Annotated in this window: 17 protein-coding genes; 2 read left to right on the top strand and 15 right to left on the bottom strand. The window is 58.8% G+C overall.

All coding sequences use genetic code 11. The annotated features are described in order from the left end of the window. The coding region (locus JRJ26_11255; GenBank protein MBW2058062.1) for a helix-turn-helix domain-containing protein at positions 1-309 on the top strand (309 nt) is incomplete at its 5' end. A gap of 87 nt (positions 310-396) precedes the next feature. Here the strand turns inward: JRJ26_11255 and JRJ26_11250 are convergent. The 3 genes from JRJ26_11250 to JRJ26_11240 all read right to left on the bottom strand — a co-directional run bounded on the left by JRJ26_11250 (position 397) and on the right by JRJ26_11240 (position 3,520). Next, the gene (locus JRJ26_11250) at positions 397-1,362 is read right to left on the bottom strand and encodes a tetratricopeptide repeat protein (protein MBW2058061.1); all 966 of its coding nucleotides are present in this window, start codon (positions 1,360-1,362) and stop codon (positions 397-399) included. Positions 1,363-1,451: 89 nt separating this feature from the next. Continuing rightward, complete coding sequence (locus JRJ26_11245; protein MBW2058060.1) at positions 1,452-2,171, bottom strand: PIG-L family deacetylase; 720 nt, start codon at positions 2,169-2,171, stop codon at positions 1,452-1,454. 263 nt (positions 2,172-2,434) lie between these two features. Next, positions 2,435-3,520, bottom strand: a complete 1,086-nt coding sequence (locus tag JRJ26_11240; GenBank protein ID MBW2058059.1) for an ATP-binding protein — start codon at positions 3,518-3,520, stop codon at positions 2,435-2,437. 533 nt (positions 3,521-4,053) lie between these two features. Between JRJ26_11240 and JRJ26_11235 the strand changes: the two genes are divergently transcribed. Continuing rightward, a complete protein-coding gene (locus JRJ26_11235) occupies positions 4,054-5,271 on the top strand; it encodes an MFS transporter (protein MBW2058058.1) in 1,218 nt (405 codons plus the stop codon). A 91-nt stretch (positions 5,272-5,362) separates the two neighbouring features. On the opposite strand, the gene JRJ26_11230 is transcribed toward JRJ26_11235, so the two are convergent. The 12 genes from JRJ26_11230 to JRJ26_11175 form a co-directional block, all read right to left on the bottom strand. Continuing rightward, a complete protein-coding gene (locus tag JRJ26_11230; protein MBW2058057.1) occupies positions 5,363-6,298 on the bottom strand; it encodes an ABC transporter permease in 936 nt (311 codons plus the stop codon). Beyond that, entirely contained in the window at positions 6,291-7,445 is a 1,155-nt protein-coding gene (locus tag JRJ26_11225) for an ABC transporter permease (protein ID MBW2058056.1), read from the bottom strand. Before JRJ26_11225 ends, JRJ26_11230 begins: the two co-directional genes overlap by 8 nt. Further along, a complete protein-coding gene (locus tag JRJ26_11220; protein ID MBW2058055.1) occupies positions 7,446-9,047 on the bottom strand; it encodes an ABC transporter ATP-binding protein in 1,602 nt (533 codons plus the stop codon). It abuts the gene before it with no gap. 76 nt (positions 9,048-9,123) lie between these two features. Continuing rightward, the gene (locus JRJ26_11215) at positions 9,124-10,182 is read right to left on the bottom strand and encodes a BMP family ABC transporter substrate-binding protein (protein ID MBW2058054.1); all 1,059 of its coding nucleotides are present in this window, start codon (positions 10,180-10,182) and stop codon (positions 9,124-9,126) included. Positions 10,183-10,398: 216 nt separating this feature from the next. After that, the gene (locus tag JRJ26_11210) at positions 10,399-12,213 is read right to left on the bottom strand and encodes an aldehyde ferredoxin oxidoreductase family protein (protein MBW2058053.1); all 1,815 of its coding nucleotides are present in this window, start codon (positions 12,211-12,213) and stop codon (positions 10,399-10,401) included. A 49-nt stretch (positions 12,214-12,262) separates the two neighbouring features. Continuing rightward, positions 12,263-13,426, bottom strand: a complete 1,164-nt coding sequence (locus JRJ26_11205) for an iron-containing alcohol dehydrogenase (GenBank protein ID MBW2058052.1) — start codon at positions 13,424-13,426, stop codon at positions 12,263-12,265. 2 nt (positions 13,427-13,428) lie between these two features. Further along, positions 13,429-15,207: an aldehyde ferredoxin oxidoreductase family protein gene (locus JRJ26_11200; GenBank protein ID MBW2058051.1), complete on the bottom strand. Its 1,779-nt coding sequence runs from the start codon at positions 15,205-15,207 to the stop codon at positions 13,429-13,431. A 33-nt stretch (positions 15,208-15,240) separates the two neighbouring features. Then, positions 15,241-16,419 carry an iron-containing alcohol dehydrogenase gene (locus JRJ26_11195; protein MBW2058050.1) on the bottom strand — a complete coding sequence of 393 codons (1,179 nt, stop codon included), beginning with the start codon at positions 16,417-16,419 and terminating at the stop codon, positions 15,241-15,243. Positions 16,420-16,477: 58 nt separating this feature from the next. After that, positions 16,478-18,763 (bottom strand): xanthine dehydrogenase family protein molybdopterin-binding subunit, encoded by a 2,286-nt coding sequence (locus JRJ26_11190; protein ID MBW2058049.1) that lies wholly within the window; start codon positions 18,761-18,763, stop codon positions 16,478-16,480. After that, positions 18,760-19,242 (bottom strand): (2Fe-2S)-binding protein, encoded by a 483-nt coding sequence (locus JRJ26_11185; protein ID MBW2058048.1) that lies wholly within the window; start codon positions 19,240-19,242, stop codon positions 18,760-18,762. Before JRJ26_11185 ends, JRJ26_11190 begins: the two co-directional genes overlap by 4 nt. Beyond that, positions 19,239-20,120, bottom strand: coding sequence for a xanthine dehydrogenase family protein subunit M (locus JRJ26_11180; protein MBW2058047.1), 882 nt, complete (start codon positions 20,118-20,120; stop codon positions 19,239-19,241). Before JRJ26_11180 ends, JRJ26_11185 begins: the two co-directional genes overlap by 4 nt. 72 nt (positions 20,121-20,192) lie before the next feature. Then, positions 20,193-20,552, bottom strand: a complete 360-nt coding sequence (locus tag JRJ26_11175; protein MBW2058046.1) for a cupin domain-containing protein — start codon at positions 20,550-20,552, stop codon at positions 20,193-20,195. Between the last annotated feature and the right edge of the window lie 115 nt (positions 20,553-20,667).

Below are 20,667 nucleotides of genomic sequence, written 5' to 3'. Positions count from 1 at the left end.
CTGAGGGTGTCTTCTCCATGGGAGGAATTGAAGGCCCAGTCCATCCTTGGCAGCAAGGAGTTCATTGAAAAATTAAAGCCTGTGTTAGAAGATAAGTCAAAGGTCACCGAGATAACCAAGGAGCAGCGCTTGGCTTTCAGGCCCTCATTGGAGGAACTTTTGCCACCGGGGAAACAGGCAAACAAGCAAAAGAGGAACCAAGCCATTCAGAAAGCCTATCTCGACTATGGTTATACTCTGACAGAAATAGCCAGGCACTTGGGCCTTCATTATGCAACGATCAGCAGAATAATCAAGGCTGCAGTGTAATGACGCCACATCGATGTCATGTAATAATACAAGACCTGACCCCATGATTTCCCCATGACCCCATGATTTCCCCATGATTTGATCATGCTAGGGCCTCTTTTCTTTTGAATCCAGCTTCTCCATATGCCGAGCAAACACAACCGGCTGCCATTTCTTCATGTTGCGTCTGATCTCAAGGACATCGGTTTTTCCGGTAAGTCTCATCACGTGGGCATTGTCCGACAAGACCATGGCATGATAGAAGAGCCTGGGAATCAATGACATGTCCCCAGACTGGGTTTGGCTCTCAAGCAACTCCAGGTAGCGAGCAAGCCAGCGGTCAAGGTCTGCCTGATCTCTCAAGACACGGCGTTCAAAAAACCCCTCGAGCTGCCCCGCCACCGGAAGCCATGCAACGGGGTCCCTCTCAAATGCTTCATCCTCCGAGATGGTCTCCAGAAACAGTCTTAGTTCTCCATCCTGGAGCCGCTTGAGATCAACCTGAGCTGGCTCTATGGTAAAGGCCTCCCGGTAGCAGAGCCTAGCCCTATCCACGTCACCGAGCAGGAGGTATGCATCGCCGAGATACCCACAGGCAGCCGCACTCCGGTGCTTCTCCTGGATCAGCGCCTCAAGCGATTTCGCGGCTTCCCTGATACGGCCGGCCAGCAGATAGATGAGCCCCACCGGGGTCCCCCCCGGCAGCTCAATTCCTCCTCCACAACCACCGGATACCAAACCATTTACAAGGACGGAGAAGTAATTGGTCTGAAGCCTCTCCTGAAAGGAGCCAGCCTGCCATGGATAGCCGAACGCCGTCTCAAACTCCTGCCACACCTGGTAGCGTCCCTCCACCTCCTCTGGGCCCATGGCTCCCCGGCTCTCCTTTGCCAATCTCACACTCAAGAAGGAGGCTATCTCGATTATGGGGCCGACATCACGCCCCCACGGAAAGCGCTTCTGGTACAGGACAAGGCTCTCCAGGCACCCGGAAAAATCCATATCCAGGATCTGCTGTGTGGCAGTATTGAAAAGCGTATTTTCTTCGGTAAACAGGCCGAGTTGCTCCGGCATCTTCGCCTCACCGTTCCATATCCACGAGAGCCCCTTTGTGGGATCGGGCCGCCTTCGGCGCTTCTGATCAGCCTAGACCTGCGCCTCGGCTAGCGGGAAATCTTCAGGTAGCGGAACACCTCTGCATAGGCCATTCCCTTTTCAGCCCCCAGCCGGCTGTGCCGTTCCCTGATCCGCGCCTCGAGATTCTCAAAGTCTCCCATCTGGCTCTTGTGGCATCGAAGGGCCTCGAGCTTGGCCTCCATGGTGTCGGTGATGTCTATCCAGGTGTTGGGCCGGTCGGTCCCGAAAAAATAGATCCTGTCAACCGGATGGGGAGCGAGCCCCTGCTCGAGCTGCTCTGGGAAGAAATTCCGGTTCCTCGCAGCAGGGTAGACCGCGTCGAATACGGCAAGCGCAGTTGCCCTGTGGTCTGAATGGCTCACGTAAGGATTATCAAAACTCGTGTTTGCAGGGTCCATGGTCAGCAGTATGTCCGGCCGGTACGTCCGGATCACCCTCACCAGGATCTCCCTGAAGGCCTGGTTGTTCTCGAGCCCGCCGTCCTCGAGACGGAGGAACGAAACCCGCCTGACACCCACCACCTCGGCCGCCCTGAGCTGCTCCTCCTCCCTCACAGCGGCGAGCCTCTCGGGGTCCATTTGAGAGTCATCCGTGCCCCTCTCGCCGCTCGTACAGATAACGTAGCCGACCTCCATCCCCATCCGGCTCCATCTGGCAATGGTCCCGCTGCATCCGAAGTCCACGTCGTCGGGATGAGGACTGATCACCAGAACGCTTTCTGAACCATCGAGTTCGTAGTCGCTCATTCCCCTCTCCCCGCTGCACTTTCTCCCATGGGATATGCGGCCGACACTCGAAACCGCGCCCTCCCTTTGACCCGTCAAATAAACGAAAAGCCCGCGGGTTTGTCAAGGGATGTCAGCCTGAGAGCACCCCGGCCCTCAAGGCTCATACCCAAATCGGCCTTGATTCTTACAGGGCCGGACTCGCCTCGGTCATTCTACATGAGAATGGCTTTAAGATACCTTCTTGCTTTCTCCGAGGCCACGCAGTGCTCTCACAGACACGGTCAGGAGAGACCGGCGCATCTCTCCACCCACCGGCCGAAAAGGACATCATCGAAAACATAGCCTTCCGGTTCTTTTCTCAAGATACCTTTTGAGCAAAGCCCCTTGAGGCTTCTTGCCACGTTGGAGGCGGACTCGAGGCCGAAACGAAGTATCGTCTCTTTGGCAGTAACGAGGCGACCCTTGAGAGCGGAGACGGCCTGGAGAGTCTTTCGCTGATGCGAAGTAAGACCTTCCCAAAGGGCGAGAAAGGCGGGCTCCTGGCTCCGGAGCGTGATGGTCAGTGCTTCCTCTACATGCTTCTTTTCCAGGCGGGAGGTGTTCTGATAATGGTCCCAGAGGTTGAAGGAGAGAAGCTGAACGTAGTGGGGAACGTTCTGGGCGACTTCAAACATGTAGACCAGCGCCTCGGATGAAATTTCTTTGCCGCTCTTTGAGAATTTTGCCCGGACGAACGCCCGGAATTCCTCTTCCGGGATCTTGTCTATGGTCATCACCGTCCCGATCTGGTAGAAGGGCCGCCTCTGGTCCGAGACCATGTCGCCGAGCATGTGGGTCTTGCTTCCCGCAAAGAGGTAGCTCACCTTTGTGTGGTTCTGGATCGCAGCTCTCATCTGCCTTTCCAAGGCTTCGCCGTCCAGCCTGAGGATCTCCTGGAATTCGTCGAGGACTACCACGAAGTGCCTTTTCTCCGCTCGGGCGATTTTTTCGGGGAGATCGAAAAGCTCTTCCACTGCCTGCTCGAGAAGGTGTTCGGAGATATCCACGGATATCTCCGGGTCCCCATCCGAGTCAAAGCCGAGCTTGGGCCTGAGCCGGGGCAGAAAGTCCTTCATGAAACGCGCCGCTTTTCTTGCTATGGATCTGGATCCCCGCATGACCCTCGAGCCCCAGAGCTCCAGGAATTCCCTGGAGGAGTTGGCCCAGTAGAGGTCCAGGTATGCCGTGGCCATGCCTTCTTTCCGGAGATCTTCGAGAACTTTCTTGATCAACGATGTCTTGCCATACCTTCTTGGGGCGACGAGAAAGATCCTCACGGTCTCCTTGAGCCTTCGCGTAAGTTTACCGAACCTGAATGGATTGGGCATGGGACGCTCCGCGCGGGGTATTATACTACTTGGTAATATACCTTTTTGTATTATACATATCTTTCAACGGATGTCAATGGTGAAGAATAATCCCTGACCCTCTGTCTATTCTCACTTGGTCAGACCCAAACTATCGGGCCATTGTTCATTCCTTGGCTTTGCTCGAGAGCCTGCCGTGAACCGAGTGAAGGGACAAGTCTTGAGCCACCTCGGAGTGTGAAGAATCTCTGCTACTGGGCTGAGCGACCGAAACAAAGCGAGATTCTTCGTCGCTCCGCTCCTCGGAATGACAGGCTGGTTGAGCAATAAGAGTCGATTCATCACGTAGCATTAAACCACATCACCACCTTAAGGGTGAATTCATAAATTGAGCCTTCCTTCTATTTTCGGCAGTTCTCAATTCAGCCGGCGGATTTTGGATAATCCGGGCGAACCGATAGGGGTGTATCCCAAAAGTCAGGGAATCCGGTCCCCTTTCTATTGACCCTCCCCGCAAAATATGGTTCTTAAAGGGAACACGGGAGCGCGATCGGATGACAGGGGAAGAACGAAGGATCATCGGAGTCGTGACAGCCGCCCACGGGTTGAACCACGGGTTCATCCTGATCTTTTCCGCCGTCCTCCCCATGCTTCAGAGGGATTTTGCCACGGACTACTTCCACCTCGGACTGATCGGGAATGTCTGCTTTTTCGCCTTCGGCCTCGGATCCCTGCCGGCCGGCATTCTGGCTGACCGCTTCGGTTCGAAGCGGCTGATCAGCGTGTACCTCTTCGGGGCGGCTCTCTCCTCCTTCCTCGTGGCCCTCTCAGGCTCCCTGGTGGCGTTGGGTGCACTCATCGGCATGCTGGGACTCTTTTGCAGCACCTATCATCCTGCCAGCAACGCTCTGATTTCGAAGGGGATCAACAAGGCGGGCAAGGGCTTTGGAATCCACGGGATATCCGGAAGCCTCGGCGTGGCTCTCACCCCCGTTGTCGCCGGGTTTCTTGCGTCTGCTCTCGGCTGGAAGGCCACTTACGCCATCTTCGGTGTCGCCGGGCTCGCCGTGGGAGTGGCTTCCCTCACGCTTCGTGAGAGACCGCAGAACGATCCTGGGAATGAGACAGAGGGCGAGCGCCCGCAGGAGGAAGGGGAGGTTCTGTTTCTCCCCCTCATCGTCTTCTTTGCCTCATCCGTGATGGTAGGTCTGTGCTACAGGGGGGTCATGACATTCCTTCCTACTTATATGGCTCAGAAGGTGCAAATAGAGTCCCTCCCCATCGGAAGCGTGGCCCTGGGAGGCATGATGTCGACGATCGCCCTGCTCTTTGGGACGATCGGCCAGTATATGGGGGGCAACCTCTCTGATCGGTATCTCCCGGAGACAGTCTACTTCGCCGCCTTTCTCTTCGGAGCCCCCTTTCTTTTTCTCATGGGTTTCCTGACCAATCTCTTCCTCGTCCTCTCTGCCTTGGCCTATGCTTTCTTCTACTTTTCCACACAGCCCACGGGGGTCCACATCCTGGCGCGATACACGAGCGTGCGGTTCCGCGGAACAGGGTACGGAATCCAGTTCTTCTCGGTTTTTGGAGTCGGCTCCTTTGCATCGACCCTGTCAGGGTACATCGCAGATCGATTGGGTCTGGAATGGGTCTTCTATGCCATGGGCATCCTGTCCGTCGCAGCGGGGGTGTTGGCCCTTGTGCTGATTCTTCTCTCTCGCCAATCAAAGCCTCGCAAAGCAAGAGCAAATGCTATCAGCGGGCTCTGAGCCCGATCAAGAAAGATGCGAGCAGGACCTCCCCCAGAGAGATCGTAGAGCAGACCGAGTGTCCGAAGGATCAAAGACTTTTGTAACCCCCCTACCTCGCTTCACGGTGATACGGTATGGCCAGGGCAGCCGGCAGATAGGCTCCCCTGGCAAAGGCAACGAGTGCTATCATCACCGCTACGAAGGGGATCATGTTGACAACGTCCTGGGCCACTTCGACTCCTATCAGTTGCAACGATGTAGTGAGTGAGACCGACATCCCGAACAGGAGCGAGCCTATGAGCACCCATACGGCCCTTCCTCTGGCCAACATCGCCACCACGATCGCGATGAAGCCGGCGCCTTTCGTCATGAAGGGCACAAAGATACCCGCACCCACGATAGCCATGTACCCGCCACCAAGGCCGGCCAGTCCACCGGTAACCAGAACGGCTACGGCGCGTATGGCCACCACGCTGATACCGGCTGCATCCACCGCCTCAGGCTTCTCTCCGGCGGCTCGCAGATTGAGACCTATGTAGGTCGATTTCAGAAGCCAGTGCAGCACCCCGATCATGGCAAACCCGATGTACACGACCAGAGGCTGGGTGAAGAGGCTGGATCCCAGTACCGGGATGGATGAGAGCAGAGGTATCTTGACAATCGCCACCTGTTCCAGCCGCGGATAGGTGGTTCCGAACTGGGCTCGCTGCAGAACGCTGGTAACCCCTTCTGCAAGAATAAGGACAGCGATCCCCACCACGATCTGATCCATCCTGAGGCCGACACAGCACCAGGCCACAATCACCCCAATGAGGGCACCTGCGCCCACACTTGCAGCCAAGCCCAGCCAGTGCTGTTCGGAGTACAGCGCCGCCACGAATCCTGCGTAACCACCGGCCAGCATCATCCCTTCGAGCCCTATGTTCAGCACGCCGGCTCGTTCGGAGATCGTCTCTCCAAGGCTTGCGAACAGCACGGGCATTCCCGCGAGAATGCCGCCCGAAACCAGTGCGGACAGAAAGGAGACACTCAAGAGATCATTCATCGGTCCTTAACTCCCGCAGACTGCGAAGGACACGCAACAGGAGGCCAGACGACCCGGACCGCCGCTCCTTGAGATACTCGCTGAGCGCCATGAAGAGCAGCACCAATCCTATGATTATCAGCATGAAGTCGTCCGGAAGTCCGGCCGCCCTGGCCGCGGAATGCCCCCCGATCGAAAAGGCCGCATAGAATCCAACCAGTGGTATGGTCGCCAACGCGTTCAACCGGGCCAAGAAGACCAGCGCAAACAGCGCAAGCCCGAAATTCGGATTCCAATCCGCCCTCATATAACCCCATACACCGAGAATTTCCACGCTCCCTGCAAGCCCCATGAACGCGCCGCTTACCATGAACGCACCCACTATGAGCCGCGAGTTGTTGAGCCCGGCATGCCGGGCGGCCCTCGGATTCGCGCCGAGAAGCCGCAGCTTGAGCCCCAGGGAGGTTCTTTTCATCACATCGTAGACAAGGAAGATCAATATGAGCGCCACAACGATCCCCACGTGGATGCGAGTTCCCGGAATCGGCGGCAGCAATTTCGCAAAAGGGACGACGTCGGTCTGGGGCACAAGCGTCTTGGTGCTGCGAAACGGCCCCTTGATGAGCAGGTTCGCCAGGTTGATGCCTATGAAGCTCATCATCAAAGAGCTGATGATCTCGTTGACCCCGTACCTCGCCTTGAGCACGGCAGGTATGATCGTCAAGAGGCCTCCGGCGATAGTGCCTATGACGCACAAGAGGAAAAGGCTCGACCATACGGGCATTGCCGCCATGAATGCGGGACCGAACCCAGCCGCCAGAGCCGCCCCCATTAAGAACTGGCCGTCTCCGCCGATATTCCAGATGCCTCCCTGGAAGGCGACTATCAGGCCCCCGGCCATCAAGAGCAAGGGAGCCATCCTGATCACCGTATCCTGCAGCCCGCTCTTGTTGACCAGCCCCGCCCGGACGATATGGCCGTAAAAGGAGATGGGATCCCTCCCCAACACAAGAAGCAACAAACCGCCCGCAATCAGGGCGAGTACCACAGGTCCAATGCCCTCAACCGCGCCCTTCCACACCCTGCCGAGGACTCCGCCGCCGGGACCACGAGCCCCCTTCGGATCGTCCCCCAATGCCCCTTCGTTGACCTCTATCGTGCCAGCCACCTACAGACTCCCGCCCACCATGAGTTCACCCACGACCTTCTCGATTCCTTCCCGATTCTCCACGATCCCGGATATGCGGCCCCGATACATGACAGCGATCCGGTCCGCCAGATCGAGAACCTCGTCCAGGTCCGTGGAGATGAGAAGCGCGGCAACGCCCTCCTCGTCGGCCAGCCTCCTGATCCTTTCCCGTACCATACCGGTTGTCTTGAGATCCAACCCGTGGGTGGGTTTGCTGAATACGACCACCTTGGGGTCGAACAGCAGTTCTCTGGCCAGCAAAACCTTCTGAATATTCCCGCCGGACAGCGCACCGCACCTGCTTTCCACACCCGGGGTGTGAATGTCGTATTCCTTGATCAGCCTCTCCGCAGTCTCCCTGATCGCCCCTTCGTCGGCCCTTCCGCAATTCCAGAACGGCTTTTGACCTATCCTCTTGAGAAACAGGTTCCTGCCCACGCTGAGGGGGGCACATATCCCTTCCCCCATCCGGTCGTCGGTCACATAGCGCAGTCCCATCCTCTGCCGCTCCGCCACACTACACCCTGAAAGGGAGATTCCATTCAACAGAATATCTCCGGCGGTTATTCTCCGCTGCCCGGCTATCGCCTCGGCCAGTTCCCGCTGTCCGTTCCCGTCGACACCGGCGACCCCCAGAATCTCACCGGCACGCAGGGAGAAAGAGATCCCCTCCACCTCGACCTCACCGTGTTCAGCCTCTACAGAGACGTCCACGAGTTCAAGAACCGCTCTCCCGGACAGATGCCTGGTCAATGACCTGCCGGTTGCCCGGGCCTTGACCTCGGCCACATCCGTGACACCGCTCGTCTCCTTGCCGAACATCATCTCGATCACCATGGACCGGATCTCTGACCTTTCCGTGCTATGCAGGAGAGAGGGCTCCAGCGACCCGACTAACCTGCCTCCCCTGAGAACCGATATCCTGTCGCCCGTATCCAGGGCCTCATGGAGCTTGTGGGTGATGAATATCACGGCAAGCCCGGACTGTTTGAGTTGGGCTACGACTTCCTTCAATTCTTCGATGCCCTTGGGCGTGAGCATGGAGGTGGGCTCGTCAAGGATCAGCACAGAGGATCCCTTCCAGAGGGCTCTTATGATCTCCACCTGCTGTTGCTGGCCGAGGGCAAGGCTGCCCACCAGGGACCCGGGATCGATGTCGATTCCAAGCAGGTCCGCGTATTCCCTGAACCGCTTCAACGCACCACTACGGTCCAGGGTGAGACGTCCCCGGCCGCCGAGAAGAAGATTCTCAAGAACCGTGAACACCGGAATAAGGGTCGGGTGCTGGTACACCATTCCCACCCCGAGCTCAAGGGCCTTGCGGGGAGAATCGATGCGGACCTCTCGGCCGAACACCCGAATCGTTCCCGAGTCGGGCTCGTACATGCCGGAGAGGATCTGCATGAGCGTCGATTTCCCTGCACCGTTCTCTCCAAGCAGGCAGTGCACCTCTCCGGGCCATATGGTTAGAGATATGTTGTTGTTGGCTATCACACCGGGGAAGGCCTTGGTGATGCCGATGAGTTCGGCAGCGGGCCCTTCCGCCGCCGAACCCGAACCACAGGCCGAAGCATCCTGCATCCTGGCGTTCTCTCTATTCATGAATCGTTGCGGCCCCCTGTTTGCTGACCAACATCCCGCCGACTTTCAATCGAAACTACTTGATCAGACTCTGGACTTCCTTCTTCCTCCGCAACACCGGCACCTCGATCTTCCCGGCGACGATGTCGGCCCTCATGGCCTGCACCTCCGACCAAACCTCGTCTGGAATATGCTTGGTCTTGAGCAGCTTGATGCAGCCGTTGCGCACGTCGATCCAGAGGATCTTCCGGCCGTAGGTACCGTTCTTCAGATTCTGGGCTGCCTTCTTGAACATGGGCAGATAGTCCCATACCACGGATGTCAGGTAGATGCCCTTCTTGTCCAGTGACGTCTTGTCGCCGATGACATCGATGAACCAGACCTTTTCCGCTCCTTTGGGAGGCGTGGCCGTCTCAACGGCCTGGATCATACCGAAGGTGGAACCATCCCCCATACCGAAGATGATGTCCGCTCCTCCGGAGATGAGGTTCTTCGTGACCCGGCTGCCGCCTGCCGCGTCCGCGTAGCCCGCCTGTCCTATCTGCGCCATCAGAATCTTGATTCCCGGATCGGCACGTTTGGCACCGGCGGCAAAGCCCCCGGCCATCTTGACCCAGTTCTCGTCGTCAGCAGAAATGCAGATACCGAGGGTACCCGAATGCGTCATCTTGGCTGCCAGGACGCCTGCCAGAAACGAGCCCTGCTCGGCCCTGGTCTCGATGTCCGTACTGAGGCCGGGGATCAAGCCCTGCTCAAAGGCACCTATTACCAGGACCGGAACACCCGTCTGCTGGGCGATTTGAGGGGCAACCGTGTTGTACCCGCTCGCCCATGCTATGATCCACTGAGCTCCACCCTCTGCGAGGTCGCGGAGGATCGGGCCTATGTCGCCGTAACCGGCTCCGTCCGCCACTTCGATCTCCGCACCCAGCCACTTGGCAACGTCCTTGGCAGACTCGACACCTTCCTGGTTCCAGCCGTAGTCGTTACCCTCTTCAGGGGCGACGACGGCTATCTTGGTGATGGCCTTTTCCGCTTGAGCTTCAAAAACCAGTCCCTGACCGAGCCCTATGACAAACAGAACCAACAAACCTATCAGAATGCTCGCCCGTCTTCGATTTTTCTTCAAACTCATGATTCTTATCCTCCTTTCATCATAAAATGCCGAAAACCACCACTAGAACGTTAGAAACCATTCAGGACTTACCACCCGCTTCGGCCCAGTCCTATCCTCCTTTCACGCCATTCACCCCGTTTTCTCACCTCCTTTCCCGGCATTTGAAGAACAAATCCTCGCTGATCTCACGAGACAATCTCCCCCGGTCGGGCCGGTATCCGGGAGAAACCCCTCTCAGAGCTCTATCCCGAGCTCTGCGAGTTTCTCGGGGGTGGGCATTCCACTGGAATCCCACCCCCGCTCCTGATAGTACTCCGGCAGCATCTCTCCCAGCCGGTTGTGCTGGCCTCTGGTCGGCCCCCTTGGAATTGCCCCTTCTGGGGTCATCTGCCTCAGAGGCAGAACATCATCCGCCGGGTTCATGCCGGCCCGAATATTGAAAAGCCTCTCCAGGTTCCAGATCCGTTCCCCCACCTTCAAGAGATCATCCCAACCGAAGGATTCTCCCGTCGTCCTCGAAAACATCTCGGCCATCTCCTCGCCCCCGAATGCCTGGAGGACAAAGTTACAAAAACCGAGAGCGTCAGTGAAGGCGCTGGTGTCCTGGAATATCTTGAGCCAGTGGGCCTTTTCCGCTGTGGCTGAGGGCTCGAGTTTGACAGGTGCTCCGAAAACCTCCACACCGATCATGAAGGCCCTCACGTGGCAGGCGCCCCTGTTTGAAGTGGCATAGGCGAGCCCCATACCCTGTGACGCACGTGGATCATACCCGGCAGGTTCCTGCCTCTTCACCCCCTGGAAGTATTCCGGCCTCCCGTATTTCACGGCGAGCAGGTACGAGCCCTCGGCAAGCACATCGCCGAACCCCTCGCGATAGCCGATCATCTCCGTCAGCTTCACCATGGCATCAGCGTCTCCGAACCCTAGCTTGAAGCCGATGTCAGCCTCTGGGATAACCCCGTCCTCGGCCATCTCCATGGCGCACGCTATGGTACCGCCCACGCTCATGGTGTCCAGGCCGAGGTCGTTACAAAGGCAGTTGGCCTTGGCCACGGCGTGGAGGTTGTCCACCCCGCAGAGCGCCCCCAGTGCCCAAACCGTCTCGTACTCAGGCCCTTCCCCCTTGCAGGCGTACTTGGGGTCATCCACCTCGCTCCAGCGGGTACACGCAATGGTGCAGCCGTAGCATGCCTTTTTTCTCTTGACGATCGTCCCCTTCATGGTCTCGGCACTGATCTTCTCAGCCGCATCGAAGGTGGCCTCCCGGAAATTAAGGGTCGGAAACATGCCTAGGTTGTTCATCGGGTTGACCAGGACCGCCGTGCCGAGCTCAGGGAAGAGCTCGGAGGTCGTTGGAGAGGTCCTGATCTTTTCCCGGGCAGCCTTCACGGCGGCTCGAAACCCTCCAGGGTCGCCGATCGGCACGTCCGACGTGCCTCGTGCAACCACAGCCTTGAGGTTCTTTGACCCCATCACCGCACCCACGCCTGACCGGCCCGCCGCCCGGTAGCGGTCGTTCATTACACCGGAGATGCGGCTCAACCTCTCGCCCCCCGGTCCGATGCATGCGACCCGCACCCTCGCCTCACCCAGTTCCTGAGCAAGGGCCTCTTCGGTCTGGGAGACGGTCTTGCCCCAGAGGTGGGTGGCATCTCTCAGTTCGGCCCGGCCCTCATGAACGTAGAGATAGACGGGCTCTGGAGACTTTCCCTTAAAGACAATCCCATCGAAACCGGCTCTTTTCAACTCGGCCGGGAAGAACCCTCCGGAATTGGAAGAGGCAACGAGTCCTGTGAGGGGTGACTTTGTCACGACCATATAACGGCATGCCGATGGGGCGCCCGAGGCAGTCAATGGGCCGGTCATCATGATCAGGACATTCTCAGGACCCAGGGGCTCAACCCTTGGATCTATCATGTCGAAAAGCATCTTGGTGGCCAGCCCCCGTCCGCCCACGAACCTCCGGGCGTCTTCCATATTGAGCGGACTCTCCTTGACAGTCCCACGGGAGAGGTCAACGACCAGGCACTTCCCTTGATATCCCTTCATCCACGGTTCTCCTTCCCACAGAAGCCTAACACACAACTTGCAAGGCAATTCACCATACTACCCTATCCCTGCCCGCAGAAAAGGCGGCCTGGTAGATACTGAGCACCTGGCTCGTCTCTGCCTTGCGTAGATTGAATTTTGACAGGGGTGAGTCTGCCACCTGCCCTGCCATCCCGGCCAGGGCCGATTCTTCCACCCCCAGCGTTTGAAGGCAGCAGGGGAAATCCAGGTCGTCCAGGAGTGAAACGATTTCCTGGAGGATGCATTCCGGATCCACGTCAGGCTCGTATCCCATGGCCCTCATCAATGGGAGGAGCCGTCTCCCAGCGACCGGGAGGTTGAATCTCACCACGTGAGGCAGAAGGAGACCGGCCGCCACCCCGTGGGGAATATCAAAACGGGCCGAAAGGGGCAGGGTCATGGCGTGGCCGAGAGAGAGCCGGGAGTTTCCGCAGGCCATATTCGCCATGGTGCTGGCAACCAGGCACCGGGCTTTCGGTTCCGATTCTGCTGTGAGGGCCGCATTCGGCAACTCCTTGAAAATCGTGGCGCACGCATGAACCGCCAGGGCCTCGGACAGGGGGTTGGGCGTGGTCGTCATGAGGGCTTCAAGGCCGTGAGCGAGGGCGTCCATACCCGAGATTGCCGCCTGACGGGCGGGTAGGTCGGCAAGTGCATCCGGATCGAGGATGGCCAGTTTGGGAAAACAGTGGGGGCTTCCAATCGTCACGATTGAACCGCTCTCCCGGTCAGAAAGCACGATCACCCCTGAAACCTCGCTGCCGCTGCCCGCGGTTGTCGGGACGGCGATCATGGGCAGGGGATCGTTCCCGACCTTGTCGACCCCCACCAGTTCTCTCGCGCTTCCCCCACTGGGCAGTGTCACCGCCGCCCCCCTGCCGGCACAGAGCACACTCCCTCCCCCGATTGCCACAACCGAATCGCAGCCCTTCTGTCTGACCAAGGCCACCAGGCTGTCCACATCCCTGAGGTCAGGATCCCTGGGAACCCTATCAAACACCTCGTATTCCAGGTTCGCACCGGTTATGGAGTCTCTCAACCTGGCAAAAAACCGAAGGGAACCTACGCCCTCGTCCGTGACCAGAATGGGCCTGTGGCATTCCAGGGACCTCAACTCTTCTCCGGTCCGGGCAACCGTTCCCGGACCGAAGACGATCCGCGTGGGCATGGCGTAGGAAAACGGCTGAAGCATGCTCACTCCTTTTGCCATCCATTGATGGCATAGTAGTCTTCCAGCATCTCTTCCAGTTCGACCGTCTGGCCCTGGGAAGGCCCTGAAGGCATGGGCTCTCTCAGGAATCTCTCGGGAAGGGTGTCGCGGGAAGGGCCGATTCCGAACCTCTGATTGATCTCCCGCTCCGTATTGAAGATCCGGTCCCCTGTCTTCTTGAGCTCCTCCTCTGAGAGGTCCGTGCCTATCGCGGCAGACAAGAGCCTCCCGGCCAGATACCACCCGAGGGCCCCTGTGTTGAATGTACAGAGAATAGCACTGTCATAGATCACCCTTGAGTTCCGGCACTCCTTTACCAGTTGGGCCTTACCCTCTGTGGCAAACCGGTCCACCGCGCTGGTCAGCACCTCCGGACCGACAATATATCCTCCGGCATGATGGCACCCTCCCCTCGTACTCGTGGCAAAAGAGAGTCCCTGGCCCTTGGCCCCTCTCGGATCATAACCGCCCATCTCCAGGCCCTTGACGTGCATGGCATACCCCTGTGAACCCCTGATCTTCTTGGAGGCCCGTGCCACCCCATCGGCGAGCACGGCTCCGAAGCCCCTTCGCTGGACTATCAGATCGGCCAGATCCTTGAGAACCCGATGGTTTCCCCAGGAAAGATCGAGGCCGCCGGTCTCCCGTTCCGAGATCAGTCCCCTCTCAAAACACTCCATGGCAAAGGAGATGGTCACGCCGAGGGACATGGTGTCAAGTCCCATCATGTCGCAATACATATCCATAAAAATAATGGATTCCAGGTTGGCATTGCCGCAGTTTGAACCGAGGGCGAACAGTGTTTCGTATTCCAGGCCCCGGGTGCTGGCACCGGCATACTCGCCCCTGTCCACCCTCACCTCGCTCTCGCAGGTGACCGGGCACCTGTAGCACGAGGCTGTCCTCCGTACCCTGAACTCGTCCTTGAGCCTCTGCCCCGAAATCCTCTTGGCATGCTCAAACACACCTTCCTGGAAATTGCGGGTGGGGAGGATACCGGCTTCGTTCACCACATCGACGGTAAACGACGAGCCCAGGGTCTTCATGATCTTTCCGACCGGATGCTCTACCAGGGCACGGTAGGCCTCTTTCGCCACCCTGTCGAATTCACCAGACCGGGCCACCTGATAGTCACCCTTAGGGATACGGCTGAGGGCAATCGCCTTCAGCTTTTTTGACCCCATTACGGCTCCCACACCGCACCGGGCTGCGGCACGCCGGCCGGAAATCACGGCAGAAAATCGGACCAGGTTTTCTCCTGCCGGCCCGATACAGGAAATCTGGGCCTTGGGGTCCTGGAGTTCCTGCTTCAGGATATCCTGCGTCTCAAAGGTGTCTCTGCCCCAGAGGCGAGAGGCGTCCCTGAAGGTGACCCTGTCGTCCTGGATAGACACGGCAACGGGTTCTCCGGATGTTCCCGAGATGACGATTGCATGCAGGCCGCACCATCGCATTGCAGGACCGAATTCCGAACCTGACACCGACATGCCGTACCCGCCTGTCAGGGGAGACCTGGCTCCGGCAACGAACCGCCCTGCCACAGGGGCCTTTGTCCCTGTCAGGGGACCGATGGCGAAGACTATGGGATTTTCAGGAGCATAGTAGCCTGTTTCGGGTTTGAGCCGGTCAGAGAGGATCCTCGCCACGAACCCCCGTCCGCCCAGCCAGCGGAGCACCTCCTCTTCATCAAGAGCCGTGAAGTGGAACTCCCTCCTGCTCAGATCTATCCACAACACCCTGCCCAATGGCCAAACCAATGTCATGGCCCTTCCCCTCAACCCTCTGCAGAAGCGCGCCTAGTAGGCTGCCTCCAGGACGCCTACCAGTTTCTCGGGGTCTGCCTCACAGGGATTAGTCGATGTGCACACGTCCTTCATGGCCATTTCGGCCAGCAAGCGAAACTTGCTCCTTTCCACACCGAGGTCCGCCAGTCCTCTCGGAATCCCGATGTCGCGGGAAAGCCTCACCACAGCGTCGACGGCGGCCTCTGCTGCATCATCTTCGCTCAGGCGTGAGACGTCTTCTCCCATGAACAGGGCAACCCACCGCAACTTGGCCTTTGCAGTGGGGCTCGCCATGTTGAACCGCATGGCATGGGGGATCATCACCGCGTTGCCCACCCCGTGGGGGGTGTCGTAGATCGCCGAGATCTGATGGGAGAGGGAGTGGGCTATGCCTAGGAGGTTGAAGTCCGGGGCCAGTCCTCCCAGGTACGAGCCGTAGGCCATCTTCGTGCGGGCTTCCAGGTTCGAGCCGTCGGAGACCGCCTGGCGAAGGCTCTCTCCGACGTACCTGATTCCCCAGGCTGCCGTCGCCTCACCCAGGGGGTCATTCCCCTTTGCCACAAAGGCCTCGATGTTGTGAACCAGGGCATCCATGCCCGTGGCTGCGGTGAGTGCCGGGGGACAGGTCAGCGTCATTTCAGGATCGATGATTGCGAGGTTCGGATAGAGATAGAAGCTGAACAGGGCCAGTTTCGTCTTCTTGTGGACGTTGGTGATGAGGCTTGCAGGGGAGACCTCGCTTCCCGTCCCGGAGGTGGTGGGAATCGCCGCAATGTAGGGCATGTCCGGAGTGATCCTTTCGATACCCCCATAGGCGGCGTAGTAGTCTTCGAGCCTGCCGGGATGCGAGGCCATCACCCGGACCGCCTTGGCCACATCGATGGAGCTGCCGCCTCCTAGCCCTACCAGACAATCGCATTTGTTGTCACGATAGGCGGCCAATGCGCCCTGGACGTTTTCCTCTGTAGGGTTACTCCGAACGTCCGAATAGACGGCGTATTCGATTCCCGCCCCATCGAGCGCGCCTCTTACCTTACCGGCCAGACCCGCTTCGATCACCCCTGGATCGGTGACCAGAAGTGCCCGCCTTACCCCCGCATCTTTGAGAATCTCCCCGACTTTCGATACGGTCCCGTTGCCCAGTTCGATACGCCCTGGGAAATGATGTGAGAACTGCGCTCTGAGGTCCATCACTCCCTCCCGTAGAATCGATTGTACCCGGCCTTTCTCCTGCTGATTCCTGTTTTGGCTAAGCTCCCGCGGCCCTCGACCCCCCTCTTTTTTCCCTGAGTCTCTTCAACAGGTCGTCACGATCGACCGGCAGCCTTCGGACCCGAACCCCACAGGCGTCATAGATCGCATTGACGATGGCCGCCGCCGTGGGAACCAGCCCGGGCTCCCCGATACCCTTGGCCCCAAAGGGACCATGGGGATCGTTTGTCTCGATCAGAATCGTCTTGATTTCAGGGATGTCTCCGATGGTGGGGATCTTGTAGTCGAGGAACCCGTCGTTCACCACCTTTCCCTCTTCTAAAACCAGCCTCTCCATGAGGGCATAACCGATGCCCTGCACCACAGACCCCTCGATCTGCCCTTCGGCCATGGTGGTATTGATGGTCGTGCCGGTTTCGTGGGCCGCCACAACCCTCAGGACCTTCACCTCGCCTGTCTCCGGGTCGATCTCCACCTCTGCCACCTGGGTACCAAAGGAGAAAGCGGGGATGTTCTTGGCAAAGGCCTCGGCGATCGTATAGCCAGGAGGCAGCCTGTCGACAAAGCGGCCTCTCCCAGAAATCGGGGTTCCCCTCTTGTTGACGGCATAATCGGCAAGTTCCCGAAAGCTGTACCTCTCCCCTGACCCTTTGACAGAGACCTTCCCATCCTCGAGAACGATCTCCTCGGGATCTGCCTCCATCATCTCGGCGGCGACCTGGACGATCTCCTGCCTGGCCTGTCTGGCAGCGTCCAGGGCGGCATTGCCGTTCATGAAGGTCGCCCGGCTCCCCCAAGCCCCAAGGTCATAAGGGGTCAGATCCGTGTCATTGGAGACGACATTGACATCCCCGAGATTCACCCCCAGCTCCTCGGCCACAATCTGGGCCATGGCCGTGTGGGCTCCCTGCCCCATGTCGAGGGCCGAGGTGATGAGGGTCACCGTGCCGTCGTCAGAGAGCTTGACAAAGGCGTCTGCTGCATTGTAGCCGTAGAAACGTCCACCCGCTCCTGTGTGAACCATGTTTGCCAAGCCGATCCCGCGAAGCCCTTTCTGGTTGCGCTTCTCCTTCCACCGGGCCGTTCGGGCCGCGGCCTCCATGCACTCGGTCATCCCGCAACTGGTGATCTCTGCGCCGCAGGAGGTCACCTGCCCGGGTTGGTTGGCGTTTTTCAGCCGGAGTTCCAGAGGATCCATGCCCATCTTCTCGGCAAGCAGGTCAAGCTGCGTCTCACAGGCAAAGGTGATCTGAGGGTTTCCGAACCCCCGGAAAGCGGTGCCCATCTGTTTGTTTGTATAGACAAGGGTCCCCTCGTACCGGATATTGGGGATGTTGTACATGGTACCGAACATCATGCTCGAGAAATTGAGCGTAGCAGGGCCCTTGTCGTTGTAAGCCCCGTTGTCACCGACCACCTTCATCTCCCTGGCCCAGAGCCTTCCGTCCCTTTTCGCCCCGGTCTTGACATAGATAGTGTAACCGTAGCGGGTCTTGGCGGTGCTGAATTCCTCCTGCCTCGAGTTCTCGATCTTTACCGGCCTTCCTGTCCTCCTGGAAAGAAGGGAAGCGATGGGGAGTTTCATATCCATGACCAGCTTGGATCCGAAACCACCTCCCATGGCGGAGCTTATGATCCGGACGTTACGTGCCGGAATCCCCAGAATCCGGGCTACCTCCTGCCTCTGGGTATGGGGAGCCTGGGTGTTGACCCAGATAGTCAGCCTGCCTGCCGGATCCCACCTGGCCACGCAGTTCGATACCTCCATACAGCAGTGGGCCACCTGCTCCGTCACGTAGCGATCCTCACAGACAAAGTCGCACTCTTCAAAGGCCCTGTCCGGGTCGCCGAAGAGACGCTCCACATGGAAGGCAATGTTTTTGTCTTTCTCATGGATCAGAGGAGCCCCGGGTTTGACTGCCTCCTCTGCATCGAATACCGCGGGAAGGGTCTCGTACTCGACATCGATGAGATCGAGCGCACTCGTCGCGGTCTCTTCGTCCACGGCCGCCACGGCCGCCACTTCATCACCCACGTACCGGACCCTGTCGGTGCAGAGAATCGTCTTGTCGGCCTGCCATTGAAAGAAGCTGAATCTGTTTTGGGGGACGTCCTTTGCAGTGATGACCGCATGGACACCCTCGAGTCGCTCCGCCCGGGACGGATCAATGGATTTGATCTTGCCGTGAGCAATAGGGCTCCTCAGGATCTTCCCGCAGAGCATCCCGGGCAGCTTGAGGTCCACCGTGTACCGGGCCTCCCCTGTGGCCTTGGCGATAGAATCGATCTTTGGAAGCCCCTTTCCAATCACCTTCCCTCTCATCGGCGCCCCCCCTCTTCCATCATGTCCTCGGCCGCCTCCACGGCCTCCGTGATCTTGATATACCCCGTGCACCGGCAGAGGTTACCCTTGAGCGCATTTCGGATCTCTCTCCTGCCCGCCTTCGGGTCCCTGTCGAGAAGAGCCTTTGTGCTGATGATCATACCGGGAGTGCAAAAGCCGCACTGAATGGCCCCGTGTTCAACAAAGGCCCTCTGGATGGGATGGAGGTCCCCGCCCCTGGATATGCCTTCGATCGTGGTGATCTCCCGGCCGTCGGCCTCGTGGGCGAGAACCAGGCATGAGTTTACCGGCCTGCCGTCGAGCAGAACCGTGCAGGCCCCGCATTCGCCGAGTTCACATCCCTTCTTGGTTCCCGTGAGGCCGATCTCCTCCCGGATCACCTCGAGAAGGGTGCGATGAGGTTCCACAAAAAGATGGTATAGATCGCCGTTGACCCTTATCCTGAGCTCTCGTTTCACCGGCGGCCTCCTTTCTCTGCCCAGTCGCGGGCTGCAAGAAGCACCCTCCGCGTCAACACGGTAACCAGGCTCTTCCGATAGCCGGCAGTCGATCGAACATCCGATATGGGACGAGCCTCCTCAGAGGCCATCCGGCTGATCTCCTCGATCAAGACGTCATCGAGCTCGCGACCCGCCGCCATCCGCTCCGAGCCCCTGGCCCGCATCGGCGTCGGAGCAACCGCGCCCAGCACCAGTCTCAGGTCCTGGCAGACCGTGGTTTCCCTCCGGAAGGTCACCCGTATCCCCACCCCCACGACCGCGATGTCCATGCTCGACCGGAAGGCCTTCAGATAGGTCCCGAAGCTCCACTCCGGCGCCCTGGGGATCCGGACCGCTTTCATCACCTCTCCGGTCTCGAGCACGGTCTGGCCTGGACCGGTAAAGAAATCTTCAAGGGGAATCGACCGGTCCCTCCGGCCGTCGCCGAGATCCACGGTAGCCTCGTAGGCTATCAGAATCGGCGCCATGTCCGCCGACGGTGCGGCATTGCACAGGTTACCCCCGAGGGTGGCCCGGCTCCTCACCTGGACCGAGCCCACCATGGAGGCCGCCTCTGCCACAGGGGGGAGATGCTCGAGCATCTCCTTTGAGGTCTCGATCGCCCCAAGGGATGTCATGGCGCCGATCGCAACACTCCCGTCAGGTTCAACGCGGATAAAGGAAAGCCCTGGGACGTCTCTCAGACTGACTACCAGGTCGGGATGGAGTCTCTTCTGCTTGACCTGAACCAGCAGATCCGTCCCCCCGGCCAGAACCCTCGACTCGCCCTCAGACCGGCCCAGCAGCCGGCAGGCCTCCTCAAGAGATGATGGACGAACGTATTCAAACCCTCTCATGACATGATCCCCTCCAAAAAAGCCGCGGCCCTCTCCAACCTTCAACCAGGCAGAGGGGTCCATACTCCAGGTTCACCCCTTTTCGGTGGGAGGATAGTCCGGCCAGGAAAAGGCAAATACCATCTCCACATCCTCGTCCCCGTCGTTCACAACGCTGTGAGGTGTTCCCGGGGAGATGTAGATGCCGTCCCCTTGCTCATAGGAGACCTCCCCGTCCCTGAGCCGGATCTTACCCTTCCCCTTGAGCACGTAAGCCAACTCCTCTTCCTGGTGGGTCAGCATGGAGGTCACCGTCCCAGGGGTGAATCTGGAAACCCCCAGCATGCATTTTCCGGCCCCGACCGTCTCCCCTGTCAAGAGTTTCTTGGACCAACTCTCCCGTGGAAGGGAGATGGCCTCTGTCTCCGAAATCCTGGCAATCTTGACTGTCATCTCTTCCCTCTCTTGTAGGTGAGCCTCCAAGAAGCCGCCTCGGCTAATCCCAGTCTCGCTCGAAACTCCTACCGGAACCAGCACGAACCACAACCACGAACACGAACACGGTCCA

The sequence above is a fragment of the Deltaproteobacteria bacterium genome, assembly GCA_019308905.1.
Taxonomy (GTDB): Bacteria; Desulfobacterota; BSN033; order WVXP01; family WVXP01; genus JAFDHF01.
The sequence above is the reverse complement of the archived record's forward strand: the minus strand, read 5'-3'. Positions and strand labels throughout refer to the sequence as shown.

What these genes read in the sequence shown, in the direction of transcription:
- JRJ26_11230 (MBW2058057.1), bottom strand. Translation starts at nt 6,298, where the DNA reads ATGAATGATCTCTTGAGTGTCTCCTTTCTGTCCGCACTGGTTTCGGGC.
- JRJ26_11215 (MBW2058054.1), bottom strand. Translation starts at nt 10,182, where the DNA reads ATGAGTTTGAAGAAAAATCGAAGACGGGCGAGCATTCTGATAGGTTTG.
- JRJ26_11205 (MBW2058052.1), bottom strand. Translation starts at nt 13,426, where the DNA reads ATGCTTCAGCCGTTTTCCTACGCCATGCCCACGCGGATCGTCTTCGGT.
- JRJ26_11240 (MBW2058059.1), bottom strand. Translation starts at nt 3,520, where the DNA reads ATGCCCAATCCATTCAGGTTCGGTAAACTTACGCGAAGGCTCAAGGAG.
- JRJ26_11210 (MBW2058053.1), bottom strand. Translation starts at nt 12,213, where the DNA reads ATGAAGGGATATCAAGGGAAGTGCCTGGTCGTTGACCTCTCCCGTGGG.
- JRJ26_11235 (MBW2058058.1), top strand. Translation starts at nt 4,054, where the DNA reads ATGACAGGGGAAGAACGAAGGATCATCGGAGTCGTGACAGCCGCCCAC.
- JRJ26_11245 (MBW2058060.1), bottom strand. Translation starts at nt 2,171, where the DNA reads ATGAGCGACTACGAACTCGATGGTTCAGAAAGCGTTCTGGTGATCAGT.
- JRJ26_11250 (MBW2058061.1), bottom strand. Translation starts at nt 1,362, where the DNA reads ATGCCGGAGCAACTCGGCCTGTTTACCGAAGAAAATACGCTTTTCAAT.
- JRJ26_11180 (MBW2058047.1), bottom strand. Translation starts at nt 20,120, where the DNA reads ATGAGAGGGTTTGAATACGTTCGTCCATCATCTCTTGAGGAGGCCTGC.
- JRJ26_11175 (MBW2058046.1), bottom strand. Translation starts at nt 20,552, where the DNA reads ATGACAGTCAAGATTGCCAGGATTTCGGAGACAGAGGCCATCTCCCTT.
- JRJ26_11195 (MBW2058050.1), bottom strand. Translation starts at nt 16,419, where the DNA reads ATGGACCTCAGAGCGCAGTTCTCACATCATTTCCCAGGGCGTATCGAA.
- JRJ26_11220 (MBW2058055.1), bottom strand. Translation starts at nt 9,047, where the DNA reads ATGCAGGATGCTTCGGCCTGTGGTTCGGGTTCGGCGGCGGAAGGGCCC.
- JRJ26_11190 (MBW2058049.1), bottom strand. Translation starts at nt 18,763, where the DNA reads ATGAGAGGGAAGGTGATTGGAAAGGGGCTTCCAAAGATCGATTCTATC.
- JRJ26_11200 (MBW2058051.1), bottom strand. Translation starts at nt 15,207, where the DNA reads ATGACATTGGTTTGGCCATTGGGCAGGGTGTTGTGGATAGATCTGAGC.